The organism is Pelotomaculum schinkii (assembly GCF_004369205.1).
GTDB classification, from domain to species: Bacteria; Bacillota; Desulfotomaculia; order Desulfotomaculales; family Pelotomaculaceae; genus Pelotomaculum_C; species Pelotomaculum_C schinkii.
The window spans coordinates 1051552-1064128 of record NZ_QFGA01000002.1 but is presented as its reverse complement, the minus strand read 5'-3'; the positions used below and the strand labels follow the sequence as shown (position 1 = coordinate 1064128).

12 protein-coding genes are annotated in these 12577 nt (G+C 40.6%); 7 read left to right on the top strand and 5 right to left on the bottom strand.

Annotated features, from left to right (window positions below; all coding sequences use genetic code 11):
• Nucleotides 1-315: 315 nt before the first annotated feature.
• Both Psch_RS15900 and Psch_RS15895 read left to right on the top strand, forming a co-directional pair.
• Complete coding sequence (locus Psch_RS15900) at nt 316-2322, top strand: C40 family peptidase (RefSeq protein ID WP_190258786.1); 2007 nt, start codon at nt 316-318, stop codon at nt 2320-2322.
• Nucleotides 2323-2972: 650 nt separating this feature from the next.
• The gene (locus tag Psch_RS15895; RefSeq protein ID WP_190258785.1) at nt 2973-3713 is read left to right on the top strand and encodes a poly-gamma-glutamate hydrolase family protein; all 741 of its coding nucleotides are present in this window, start codon (nt 2973-2975) and stop codon (nt 3711-3713) included.
• Between the two features lie 84 nt (nt 3714-3797).
• On the opposite strand, the gene Psch_RS15890 is transcribed toward Psch_RS15895, so the two are convergent.
• The 4 genes from Psch_RS15890 to pgsB are packed head-to-tail and all read right to left on the bottom strand — an operon-like array spanning nt 3798 to nt 6641.
• Complete coding sequence (locus Psch_RS15890) at nt 3798-4646, bottom strand: poly-gamma-glutamate hydrolase family protein (RefSeq protein ID WP_190258784.1); 849 nt, start codon at nt 4644-4646, stop codon at nt 3798-3800.
• A gap of 18 nt (nt 4647-4664) precedes the next feature.
• Nucleotides 4665-4898, bottom strand: coding sequence for a hypothetical protein (locus Psch_RS15885; RefSeq protein ID WP_190258783.1), 234 nt, complete (start codon nt 4896-4898; stop codon nt 4665-4667).
• A gap of 50 nt (nt 4899-4948) precedes the next feature.
• Nucleotides 4949-5401, bottom strand: a complete 453-nt coding sequence (pgsC, locus tag Psch_RS15880; RefSeq protein WP_190258782.1) for a poly-gamma-glutamate biosynthesis protein PgsC — start codon at nt 5399-5401, stop codon at nt 4949-4951.
• Nucleotides 5402-5423: 22 nt separating this feature from the next.
• Nucleotides 5424-6641, bottom strand: coding sequence for a poly-gamma-glutamate synthase PgsB (gene pgsB / locus Psch_RS15875; protein ID WP_190258781.1), 1218 nt, complete (start codon nt 6639-6641; stop codon nt 5424-5426).
• Between the two features lie 891 nt (nt 6642-7532).
• Here pgsB and Psch_RS15870 point away from each other — a divergent pair.
• Both Psch_RS15870 and Psch_RS15865 read left to right on the top strand, forming a co-directional pair.
• Nucleotides 7533-8243, top strand: a complete 711-nt coding sequence (locus Psch_RS15870; protein ID WP_190258780.1) for a response regulator transcription factor — start codon at nt 7533-7535, stop codon at nt 8241-8243.
• On the top strand, nt 8240-9820 hold the full coding sequence (locus Psch_RS15865; RefSeq protein ID WP_190258779.1) for a sensor histidine kinase: 1581 nt from the start codon (nt 8240-8242) through the stop codon (nt 9818-9820). The genes Psch_RS15870 and Psch_RS15865 overlap by 4 nt, the downstream gene beginning before the upstream one ends.
• On the opposite strand, the gene Psch_RS15860 is transcribed toward Psch_RS15865, so the two are convergent.
• A complete protein-coding gene (locus tag Psch_RS15860; protein WP_190258778.1) occupies nt 9821-10048 on the bottom strand; it encodes a hypothetical protein in 228 nt (75 codons plus the stop codon). It lies immediately after the preceding gene.
• 332 nt (nt 10049-10380) lie between these two features.
• On the opposite strand from Psch_RS15860, the gene Psch_RS15855 reads away from it, so the two are divergent.
• The 3 genes from Psch_RS15855 (at nt 10381) to Psch_RS15845 (ending at nt 12210) form a co-directional block, all read left to right on the top strand.
• Entirely contained in the window at nt 10381-10650 is a 270-nt protein-coding gene (locus tag Psch_RS15855) for a hypothetical protein (RefSeq protein ID WP_190258777.1), read from the top strand.
• Nucleotides 10647-11561 carry a helix-turn-helix domain-containing protein gene (locus tag Psch_RS15850; RefSeq protein WP_190258776.1) on the top strand — a complete coding sequence of 305 codons (915 nt, stop codon included), beginning with the start codon at nt 10647-10649 and terminating at the stop codon, nt 11559-11561. The genes Psch_RS15855 and Psch_RS15850 overlap by 4 nt, the downstream gene beginning before the upstream one ends.
• Nucleotides 11562-12009: 448 nt before the next feature.
• Nucleotides 12010-12210 carry a YgiT-type zinc finger protein gene (locus Psch_RS15845; RefSeq protein ID WP_190258775.1) on the top strand — a complete coding sequence of 67 codons (201 nt, stop codon included), beginning with the start codon at nt 12010-12012 and terminating at the stop codon, nt 12208-12210.
• Nucleotides 12211-12577 lie beyond the last annotated feature (367 nt).

The window sequence follows — 12577 nt, the reverse complement described above, 5'->3', positions numbered from 1 at the left end:
TAAATTCTCTAACTCTTTATAAAAACTCGCCCCTGAAAACCCATGGCCTTGTGCCGTGGGATGAAAGGAACATGAACGATAACCTGGCTGTGGTTCTGGCACACCAGGTGGTGTCCGGGATGGAAGGCCTACCAGAGCTCGTTGGATAAAAATTAATCAGTGAGTTTTACAGGAGGAATTCAATAATGAAATCGCGAATGCTTTAAATATGAAAAACACCAATAAAATGCCAAACCAACAAGGTTTTGCAGCTCAAGTAAAGTTTGATGCGAGAGTCTTAAAGGGACAAGCGAGATAAAGCAGGTGGATTTTAAAATGAACCAATTTAAAAAAATAAATGTCATATGGTTAATCCTATTGATCCTGTTAACTGTTACAAGCCCAGCCTATGGTTATAATAATGAGACAGAAATTCAAACGGTTTTACTTGCAGAAAGTTTAATCGGCAAATCCTTTAAACAAGGAGGAAATACACCGGAGGAAGGATTTAATAGCACTGGGTTTATTCAGTATATATTTAGAGAGGGAGAGAATATAGTCCTCCCCGGATCGCCTTCACAGTTATGGAAACTGGGTAAACCTATAGAACGTAGTGAAATACAGCCTGGAGATGTTCTTTTCTTTACTGGAAGGAAAAACATAATACCGGCAATATATAAAGGCGATGATATCATTATCGTTGTAGCGACTAATGAAGGGGTAGTAAAAAGGAATATAGTAGAAGATTCCTATTGGAGGGATCGGTATAAAGGTGCAAGGCGCTACACAAATATAGCTGATGAATTAAATCCTGTAGCCGTAAAAGCCCTTGAATTAGTAGGATCTTCTTATAAACTTGGAGGTAATGATCCAAATGGCTTTGATCATTCAGGCTTTGTACAATACGTTTTTAGTGAAGTAAACAAACTGGATTTTCCCAGAACATCGAACGAACAATGGCGAGTAGGTATGGAAGTAGATACGGCTGATATTAAATCTGGTGATGTACTATTCTTTCAAGGCAGCAGTGTACGACTACCAGGAATTTATATAGACAATGGTATTTTTGTTATTGTTACAACTAATGGGGTTGCTGTAATAGATCTTGAAACAAGTGATTATTGGAAATCCAGGTTGCTGGGAGCAAGACGGTTTACTAACAACATTATTGAGGAAGGCGTCGTAAGCAATCCAATTGTAGAAAAGGCTATGGATTTGCTTGGAACACCCTATAACCCGGAAGGGAATTCACCAACCGAAGGCTTTTTTAATACGACTAATTTTGTACGTTATGTCTTTAAAGATACCCTCGACATACAGCTATCTGTCTTTTCCGATAGGATCTATGAAATAGGCGAATCCATTTCTAAAGAAGACCTTCAACCAGGAGACCTGGTGTTTTTCCGGGGAAGCAGTCTTATACCTGGTATTTATAAAGGAAATGGTATGTTTATAGTTCAGACTACAGAAGGAGTTGCGGAAAGGGATATTGAGAGTGAGTATTGGTCAGGTATATATGTAGGTGCAAAACGACTAACGGGGGCTGATATATATTATTCTCAGCCTGAAAATTATAAGGAAAATGAGAATTTAGTTATTCGAGAAGCAATGAAATATATAGGAACTCCTTATTTGTTAGGTGGCGATACAATAGATGGTTTTGACTGTTCTTATTTAGTTCAGACAGTCTTTAGAGATGCTAAAAACATTTATTTGCCTCGCATAACTTATAAGCAATGTGAAGTAGGCGAAACTATCGATTTTGAAAACAAGCGTCCTGGAGACGTGATTTATTTTACAGGAAAATGGCGGGAAGGGATATCACATGCTGCAATTTATCTGGGAAATAATTATATAATTCATGCCTCTGGCGACGAAGGTATGACTACAATCAGCTATTTAGGACAAGATTTGCTGGACCGCCTTGCAGTAGTAAAGCGCTTTGACTCGCTTAGTTTGAGGCTGGATTCTAAAGTCGTAGAAGAAGCATATAAAACCCTGGGTATACGTTACTTAGCAGGAGGAAATACCAAAGAAGGCTTTAATCACTCCGGGTTTATACAATACGTTATGAAAGCAGGTTTAGATATTGATTTACCAAGATATTCATCCCAACAATGGGCTTTAGGAAAAGAAATAGAAAGGAAAGATTTAAAAATTGGAGATGTTCTATTCTTTGAGGGATCCAGCAAGGTACTACTACCAGGATTGTATATTGGAAATGGGCAGTTTATCATCGTAACAGAATCTGAAGGTGTAGCAATTCGTGATCTTAATATCTCAGATAGTTATTGGACTCCACGCTATGTTGGAGCAAGACGATATGAAAAAATCAATGAGTAGCAGATACTGGCTTCCCGTCTTCCCCTTTTAATATTTATTTCCTCGAAAATAACTGAATCCCTGTCAGTCTAGAATATTTGACTGGACAGGGATTTTTAGTCCGGATTAAAGTAGCGGTAGGAGCGCCCGAATGCATACGCGCAGCCAGTATGATAGTTGCCAAGGCCCCGATAACCGAGCTTATAATGTAGAGCTTTGTACTGATATTCTTGGGATTGAGGCCTGCCAGACGTTACATTGCCGCCTATCATATATATGCTGCGGTCAAATGTTGTCCTCGCCAGTATGAAGCCGAAAACAACTAAGAATATCACCAGTATTATGACGGGCACAGGCATGCCGAGGACCTTGCCGGAGCCTATGAACATAAAGCTCTGCTGTGATATAATTAAATGAAGGCTTTCGAGTCTCAGATACCTGCTGCTATTAAAATAGTTAACTTTTGCATAATAAGCATATGGTGGCGGTACAGAAACCCGGCAAGCCAAACCATTTCTTGGTACCGAGGCACGAAACAAAAAAACAGGTTAAGCGAGCTGTCAAAGGAATTGTTGAATTTTCAAAGGAAATATGCAATGCAATTTATAAATTGCTGCTGATTGCAAGATTAAAGAACAAGAGCTTAAAAACACTACCAGAGGAGGAAAGAGATGAACATAAAAAAACATGTTACAACAATTAAGGTATTTGCTTTATTATTCTTTTTATTGGTAGGTTATTCAAGTTATGTAAAATACCAAGGCGCAAAATTGGAAGATGAGAATAAAACACTAAAAAAACAATTAGATATTGCAAATGAAAATATAAAAGAACAAAAAAATGAACTTGATGAATTAAGAAGTTTATTGGATTCTCAAAAAGATGTTGATTATGAAATTGAAGTTAATGAAACAGATTCTAATGTTACAGTTGTGGCAATTCATGGAGGTAAAATTGAAAAAGGTACTACTGAATTAGCTTATGCCTTAGCTTCCCATAATAATTACAACTATTATTCATTTCAGGGTTTAAAAAGCACAGATAATTTTGCACTACATGTTCCTTCAGATAAATTCGCTGAAACATACGCACTGGAAATGGTTTCTAAATCTAAAAGGACATTATCAATCCACGGGTGTGACGGTGCAGAAGAATTCACATATATCGGAGGCCGGGACACTGAATTGGCAAACAGAATAAAAGAATCTCTGACTAAGCATGGTTTTACTGTGAAAGATACTCCGAAGGATCTGGCCGGTATATCGCCAGATAACATAGTGAATAGAGATATAGACGAACGGGGAGTACAGATAGAAATATCAGAGGGCTTAAGGACAGAGTTTTTGTCGACTAATAAGGATAGCTTGAACAGCTATGTTCTCGCAATAAGTGAGGCAGTCAACAATATGTAAATGACATAGTAAAAATAAAAGGCTGGACAAGCTACCAAGGGTAGCTTGTCCGCCTTTTATTTTTATAAACAGTATTTTTTCAGGTTACTCTTCTGATACTGCTTTAACATCTTCAATTAATTCCTTGGGATTCTTTGATCCTTTTTCTAATGCTTTCTGGATTTTCTTATCGAAGTTGCGCTTTTCAGGGTTAAACCTATTTAAAAACCCTTCAGATTTATTATTATCAATCTTCTTCATGAGCTCAACTATTGTTGGCCAGCTTTCGCTTAGCGCTTGATTGATGGTGCCTGAATAATCGTTTAAGGTACCGGAATCAGTTGCGAGCTTATCTCTTAAACCTTTGGAAATAGCGATCTGAACGCCGCCAAGCTGATAACTGTCATTAAACAATTTATTCTTATTCACTATATTGCTGTCCATAACCCCGGCAATGCGATCAGGAATACTTAAAGTTTTTACATTATATCCTTTGGCAGTAAGATGTAATCTGATCAATTCTGCCAGCAACTTATTCTGACCGCCAATATAAGTAACTTCGTCATCGCCGGCAGCTCCGATAACAGAAACAGTGTAATCTGACTTATTAACTAAACTAACAGCTGTTGGCTCGTCAAAATTGATAGCCTTCATAAAAAGGCTCCCATTATCAGCCGCTTTAAGCCCTTCAAATGAATAAGTGTTATATTTACCGTATCCGTTCAATGCCTCAACTAATTCTGAAGTGCCTCTTTCAATACCGCCTCCGTGTATAGCTAAAATTGTTGTATCGCTTCCGATATCATTAGTTTTAATGGTATAGTCTGAAGGGTCTTCAGCTGCAGCTAGTTCAGCAAAGCTACGATAGCCTGTTGTGAAGGCATATGCGCTTATACTAATTCCAAATGTAAACAACATAACTAAAGCCAGAATTTTGAGAGATTGTTTTTTCATACTTATCTTGCTCCTTTCTTAAATAATTCTAGTAAACAGATAATCTGTAGCAATAATCAGCAGAGTTAATCCCATTAGCCCAAGTGCTTGAAAACCGGTATTTCTCTTGCTGATCTTAACGAGATACAGGCATTTTTCTTTTAATGTTAGTGTGTTAAAAACCGCAAGAGCTTCATGCTGACTTTTTTCTCTGATAGGTTCCGATGTGTTCATGTATTGTTTGTTATTTATTAGCCTGTATGAAGTGTTCATTTTACACCCCCTTTTTCCCCGTATAAAGTGTTCATTTTACACCTCCTTTCTCATATATTGACTTTTAACAGTAATGTGCAACCATAAGTCATTGCACACAGCAATCCAGTGCTTAAAAATGTTGTTGCTAAACCTTGGCGCTGAATTGTATTTGCTAATAATCCGGGTACAACAATACCAACTGCTGCCAATCCGGAGATATAACGATAATCAATGGGCAATGTTGCATACATAATAAGCTGCAACACTACTGCCACTGTTATCATTGCTACAAATTTTCTTTTGCCGTATAGAATTGTAACTTTGCTCACTCCGAAAGCAACTATTAAATAGGTCAAGAGGCTAATAAAGAATGTTAAAAATATAGCCTGGGGTAGATCTATAAGTAAAACTAAATATCCTGGTACAACCAGACCGGCAGGTAAGATTCCGGTAATTTCCGTAAATAACAAGCTCAAAATTACACCCAAAATTATAACTGTGGCAATAGTCGTAATAAGCAACTATTTACCCTCCTTATAACAGCTAAATTACTTGTGCCACTTGATCCGTTTCCAGATTGAAACGAGTTCTTAATTCAGTGGGGAAGTCGTGAATTATCAATTCAACCAATTCGTCGCCACCGCCGTGAATGTTTCCAATGCCAAAAGTTACTCTGTTTATAAAAGAATCCTTAATTGTTTTATAAACCTCATGGGGAGACAAACCTTCAGCATTTATGTATTTCTGAGGAGATATTTTTTTACTATTTACTCCTTCGGTAATTGGATTTACTGTCTGACCCATTGCAACAAGAATATCAATATCCATATTTGGTAAGACCTCTTCTGCTAACTGTAATGTCCTGTCAACCCTATCAGGCCTGCAATTTACAATTACCATAGGATTTTTTGTTGGATAACCAAGAGCTGTTATATGCTCCCAAATCATTCGTGTGGAATTTGGATCATTGGCGGCAAAGCCATTGACAAAATATGTGGGGCTTTTGTTGTCTAAGGAATGGATCATTAATGCTCCCGGATCAGGATTAGCGTTTAACATTCCCCTTAACGCAGTATCTTTGTCAATGTTTAGCGCTTTAGCAACAGCCAGCGCAATAGCAACATTTGCCGGGAAAATCACATATTCAAAATTTTCCAGATAACCATCTGGGATTTCTTTTTCATTTGCAATTAATATCCGGCAGTTTCTTTTCTTTGCTTCTTTAGTAAAATAGTCATTATAACTGCTATCATCAATAATAAGGGTTCCGTTTTTGGGTATTGTAGCTGTAAAGGACTCTGCAATAAAATCCAAAGTCGGGCCGCACACATCCATATGGTCTTCACGAACATTAACAATAACGCCTATATTTGCTTTAACAAGCTTTTCCTGAAAAATAATCTGGTAATCGGGATTTACGGCCATACATTCTGTTACAAATGCGGATGCGCCAAGCTTGACTGCTTTTTTAACGACAGCTTTTTGTTCTATAATATTTGGACCTAGACGGCCTCGCTTGATTGGTTCTTCTTCTTCCTTGTTCCAATAAATAATTCTCGCACTGGTTCCCGTCGTTTTTCCAACAACCTTAACCCCTGCTTCCTTTAAAATACCGGTAATTAGTCTTGTTGCAGTTGATTTACCTCTTGTGCCGTTTACATTGATTCGAAGATTGATCAGGTTTAATTTTTTATTATGATTTATTTGTTCATAAACACCTAAGATAAAAACAAAAATAATAAGCGCCATAGCAAACTGCACAGTTATCCTATCCTTTCTTTAATAGAAATCCGTTACATTAAGTCTCCACTATTTGCGCCCTTACCTTTCGGGCAGTTTGCCAAATATTAAAAGTAAAGCTTGTCCACTTTTGTGTTAATCTAATGAAATATGTCTAACCTATGCTCCTCCTTGCAGGTTAATTATACTGAAAGAATATGAACCAATGTTTGCTGAAAAATGAACATGTTTTACGAAATTATGAACAATTGTTACAAGACAGGAATCTTAATTATCAGGCTTAATTATGCCGAAGGGATGAATCTGCTGTTGCCAGATCTTGAAATTGTTGCTGATATTCACTTAGGTGTCAAAGTCATGGAAATATCTCACAAGTCTATGGAAAATACACTTTATAGATAATTCTACCAGCGGATTATTAACCAAATTTTACAAAATTCAGAAAACATATTACAAAAATATTAATAAATGTTACAAGCGGAAATTTATAAAGCAGTCAAGTGCTGTTGCTCCCGGCTGATTGGTGTAATATAATTATTGCAGACAACTTTATAAATAAATTAAGTTGCTGGATGATATGCTAAATATAACTCCTCAATCGATTGCTTAACCGGCTGCTGTCCAACTTACCCGCGTCCCAGGCGGGTTGTTTGTTGTTTATCCTACTTCAGCTGCCGGTGTAGCCGGGCAAACTTTTGAATATGCGTACAGGAAATCATGAAGATGCCGGATGAGTAATGTGAACTTGTTTTTTGGTGTCGACTAATAAAGAAGACTTGGTTTCTGAACCTTAGTCGCACTTATTTTCGAGCTTACAGCCTGTTAATCCCCGGCCTGAGAGGACGGGGTCTTGCAGGCTGTGCGAGGATAAAAGTTGAAAGGTTGCCGAGGGGGGAACCGAGGGGGAAAATAATGCCGTATTGGGGTAAGGTGTTGGTAGTTGATGACGACCAAAACGTACTGGAACTTGTCAAGTTGTACGGTGAAAGGGAAGGTTTTGAAGTTATCGGGGTAAACAACGGTGACTTGGTCCTGCCCGCGTTCGACCGGGAGAATCCCGATGTAGTAATAATGGACATTATGCTTCCGGGTAAGGACGGGCTTACGCTATGTCGCAATTTAAGGGAGATACGCATGATTCCCATCATCATGCTTACAGCCAAAGGAGAAGAAGCGGACCGTGTTCTGGGGCTGGAAATGGGGGCTGATGACTATGTTTCCAAACCTTTTAGCCCCAGGGAGTTGGTAGCCAGAATAAAAGCGGTGCTGCGCCGTACCCAACCGGTTGACACGATAACGAACTGGAAAATAAAATACCCGGGGCTGGAAATCCAGGCCGATATCAGGAGTGTTTTGGTTGACGGTAAAGAAACAGAAGTTACTCCCAAAGAATTTGATTTGCTCTATTACCTGGCTCAGAATCCCCGGCGGGTTTTCACCAGGCAAGAACTGTTAACGGCTGTCTGGGGATATGATTACTTCGGTGATCAGCGTACGGTGGATGTCCACATTCGCAGGCTGCGGACAAAGCTGGCGTCCTTATCCCATGAATACTTGACAACTGTTTGGGGTGTGGGATACCAGTTTACACCTCCTGTCAGAGAGGGAGAGACTACATCGTGAATTCTTATCTCCGGCAGGGCAAGGAAAGGCTTCATTTAACAATCCGTGCCGCAGGCAGGTTCTGTATCAAGATCAAGCGTTTGCTGCGGGAACAATTTAACAAAAATATTTACACCAGGATTTTGTTTACCAATGTGACAGTTTTTGTTTTCGGTCTGGTAGCCCTGATGATGTTTTCAAGCTTTATAATGAAACAAGTAACCTATGATCAGGTCCAACAGGAGTTGTTACGCAAGGCCAAGCGGATAAACTTTGCCTTGCTCCAGCAAAATGACCAAACATGGGAGGCTCCACCTGCCGGGCAAACAAATGAATGGATCCACGATAGACAGGACTTGTTGAAATTTTTGGCTGATATATTTGACGCCAGGATTACGATCTTTGACCGGGAAGGAAAGATCATGGGCACCTCAGAGGAGCAGAAAGTGGTGCCCGGCAGCCAGGTGGATGCAAAATTCGTCAAATTACTCGACAAAGATGAAACCTTAATTACCCGGGCGGTTGACCAGGAAACAGGTCAGCCCATCTTTGTCGCCGTTGTCCCCATGGGTAACAACGACCACGAAGAGGTCATTGAAAACGGCATTCTGCTTGAAACGGATCCATCCAATCTCGACCTTTCTTTAAACAAAATACGTTTGTACCTGGTAATTGGGTGGATGGCCATACTGGTAATTATTATTATTGTTTCCGTTTACCTGGCCATGTCCATCTCCAGGCCGATTTCCCGTTTGGCTACAAACGTGGCGGAGATCGGCAGGGGGAGTTACATTTTAAGCTCTGAGGAACGGCCACTGGATGAAATCAATGTCCTTACCGGTCAGCTCAATAAACTGGCAATGCGACTGCGGGAGATACAGGCCGAAAGCCGTAGAATGGAAGAAGGAAGAGCCCGGCTATTTGCGGAGATATCACATGAGTTGCGTACTCCTCTAACTGCTGTTCAGGGATTTGTAGAAGTTATCCGGGACGGTATGGTGCAAGATGAAGCTTTGCTGGAAAGGTACTTGGATACGATTTACACTCAAACGGTGCATATCACCAGGCTGGTAGATGACTTATTGGCATTAAGCCGGCTGGAAAGCGGTAATATCGCCGTGGAAAAACTGCCGGTGGACTTGAACGCCCTGGCCCAAGGTGTAGCCATGTCCATGGAGGCAGTGGCCGCTAACAAAAATACCTCGATTCTGTTCGAGAAGAAAACAGAAAACGCAGTCGTGCTCGGTGATGTTGACCGAATGGAACAGATTATCAGGAACTTGCTGAAGAATGCTGTCCGGGCCACCGAGAACGGTACCGTCAGGGTTGGGGTGGAGGTCCGCCAGGGTGAAGTGGTACTGACCATTGAGGATGATGGTATTGGTATAGCCCCCGAAGACCTGCCGCACATTTGGGACAGGTTTTACCAGGTCAAGAACCAGCGCGGCGGTTACCTGCAGGAAAAAGGGAGCGGTCTGGGGTTGGTGATTGTGAAAAAGCTGGTTCAGTTACAAGGCGGCAGCATAGATGTCACGAGTCAATTGGGTAAGGGAACGACTTTTAACATAAATTTCCCATCTTATAACCGGAAATATTAATCAAGCCGGAGGTATATTTAATTCGATACCCTGCTCCCGCATGGCTTTTTTGAAGACATGAATATTTTCTCGGTGCCAGGCTATGGTGCGTTTCTGCCGGTTCTTGGCTTTCTCGTTAGCATAAAAAAGCCTTTCTGCTTCTTCAAAATCTGGTACGGTTTCTTTAAAGAGTTTTACTGCCGTTTGTTCAGTCAAAGGCTGAAGCTCATTTTTTCTCCTTTTACCCATGATGTGCGCGATCCCTCCATGCAAAAAGTTGTACGCGGCTGACACCCCATCCCGCACGCTACAAAGAAGTATGATCACATACGTCCTGAGCAAAATACGACCAAAAAAGCAAAGCAAAAAGCTTCCGGTCGAAATCCCGGAAGCCTTGAAAACTGGGCATTTTTTGGTGTCGGAGGCGGGACTTGTGTTAAAAACCTCACTACGGAAATGGATGTTTATTAAGGGAAAATAAAATGTTTTGATGCATTTATAATGCTCTGACCGGTCGATAAAATCGCCCGGCTATTTTATTTCACCCAGATTAGACATTAGACTAGTGAGGTGTATTAAAGATGACAAAAAATAAATCTAAGGATTTGATTTTTCTTGATCCCACCATGAGGGACGGTCTGACTTCGGTTCCTAATTCCGTGCTTAAATTACAAACATTATCTCTTGAGTCTAAAGCCCTATTTTCAATATTCCTCATGTTAACCTGGCGTAGTGATAAGATTACGGAGAGCTACCTTGCAGAGTTTACCGGAAGTGATAGAAAGAAGATCCGGAAATGTGTTATCGAGCTCCAGCAACACCGGCTGATCCGGGAGGCGGAGGCTATATGATGACAGACAAAACGCTTATCATGGAGAACCCCAAACTTAAGAAAGGCTTTACATCGGTTCCTAATGCCGTAATGATGGCGAGGGGATTAAGTATCGGGGCAAAGCTTATCTATGGCCTATTGATGATGTTCGCATGGCAGGAAAATGAGTGTTTTCCCGGCCAGGAACGCCTTGCACAAGTTGCTGAAATCAGTACTAGGCAGGTTCAAAGATACCTCATTGAGCTACGGGAGTACGGCCTCATCACCTGGCGACGACGTGGGCAGAACCAGACCAATGTCTACTATATAAAAGATATAAAAACTGTGGAACGCCTGAAAATGCCGGACACGACAAATATGTCGCATCCGAATACGACAAATATGCCAGGTCCGGACACGACATGTATGTCGTACAAAGAATACTCAGTAGAAAATAATGTTGTTGTTGAAGAAGCTACCAATGTGGAAGTAATTTCAAAGGATGACCAGGCAAGCAGCATTGTCGTAAATGACGGAGCTGCTTTTGATTTGCCGGTAGCTGCTATGTTTGAAGATGGCAATCAGGAACTGCTGCCGGCCCGGGAAGAAAAAAGACTAGACGAACTACCGGCATGGGAGATCATCCGCGCAAACGTCCGGGCAGTAGCCGGAGCCGATGTCTCAGTTAGTTTTGCACAAGAAATCGTTAGGGATTACTCATTAGCGAAGGTTGATTCAGTACTTTCAGAACTACGACGACAGCTATACCGAGGTGCCGATATCAAAAGGGTGGGAGGATGGCTAAGGTATGCGTTAGAAAATGACATAAAACCCGATCAACCTGCCAGAGCAAAAACAACTTCAAGAAGAGATCATAGCAACAACAAAAATACCAAGAAATCATCGTCTACTGACAAGAAGAAAGCTTTTATAAGAACTTTGTATTTGTGAATTGCAATAATTGCATTAAGCTAGCTATTTACTAGGTTAATAAATTAGGGTTAGTGTAGGGCTAGTGCTTATGATGTAACAGGGATAGTGTTGCACTAGTAATGACCTTTTTAAACTTTAATTAGGGGGTTTATAGATGGCTAAGATTCTAAAAATTGGTAATAATTCAAGCAACATTATAAAATAGGTGAAAATTATAAGTGGAAATATGATTTAGTAGTTGGAGTTAAATATGGTACCGAGGGTATAATCCCTGCTGTAAATAAATTAAAAACCAGCTGTGTGAGTAGTTCCGGCAGTAGCTTGTGTATCAGCTATGCAGGGCACGAAACTATTGAAATAAATAGCGTAAAATTGTATATTATTTATTGTTTGGGAGGGATTAGATGTATAATTTAATTCACAGTATCAATGCCTTCAGGCTAGAATATATGGTTTAGGGGGGAATATGTTAATACACAGATGCGAAAGTTGCGGCAGTAAAAATATCAAGCCAGTTAAAATCATTTTTAACTACTTGGGAACAGTAGTCAAAGATGTACCGGTTGTTCAATGCCAGATGTGCGGAGAGGAAATGATGACCTCTATCGTGATGGCCAGAGTGGATCAGCTTGTTAAGGAGGGCATAACATTTTATAGCAACGTATAAGACGAAGGGCAATTATTTCACGTGAAATAATTGTCCTTCGTCCTAGGGATAGTGTTGCACTAGTACTGTGAAATCATGGAAAAGCGTGCATGCTATACCTGTGCTAGCATGCTAATACTAGCACTATACTAGTGCCTATATTCCAACAGAGCCATGAGGGAGATATTGCGTTCCTATCCCGTAGGCGGTTAGTATGGACCTTAAAATAAGGTCTTTTCGATTTTTTCAAAACCACCAGTGAGCTGGAGGACCTTGATCGTCCGCATCGGTACGGGGCTGCCCCCCTGGGCCTGACCGTGGTGCCAGCGGAGGTTGTTGGCCACCAAGTACCGGAGGAGCTGCATATTATGGAGCGCATCTGTCTCGG

Coding starts and splice junctions, on each gene's coding strand:
- Psch_RS15900 (WP_190258786.1), top strand. CDS start 316: ATGAACCAATTTAAAAAAATAAATGTCATATGGTTAATCCTATTGATC.
- Psch_RS15895 (WP_190258785.1), top strand. CDS start 2,973: ATGAACATAAAAAAACATGTTACAACAATTAAGGTATTTGCTTTATTA.
- Psch_RS15890 (WP_190258784.1), bottom strand. CDS start 4,646: ATGAAAAAACAATCTCTCAAAATTCTGGCTTTAGTTATGTTGTTTACA.
- Psch_RS15885 (WP_190258783.1), bottom strand. CDS start 4,898: ATGAACACTTCATACAGGCTAATAAATAACAAACAATACATGAACACA.
- Psch_RS15870 (WP_190258780.1), top strand. CDS start 7,533: ATGCCGTATTGGGGTAAGGTGTTGGTAGTTGATGACGACCAAAACGTA.
- Psch_RS15860 (WP_190258778.1), bottom strand. CDS start 10,048: ATGGGTAAAAGGAGAAAAAATGAGCTTCAGCCTTTGACTGAACAAACG.
- Psch_RS15855 (WP_190258777.1), top strand. CDS start 10,381: ATGACAAAAAATAAATCTAAGGATTTGATTTTTCTTGATCCCACCATG.
- Psch_RS15850 (WP_190258776.1), top strand. CDS start 10,647: ATGATGACAGACAAAACGCTTATCATGGAGAACCCCAAACTTAAGAAA.
- Psch_RS15845 (WP_190258775.1), top strand. CDS start 12,010: ATGTTAATACACAGATGCGAAAGTTGCGGCAGTAAAAATATCAAGCCA.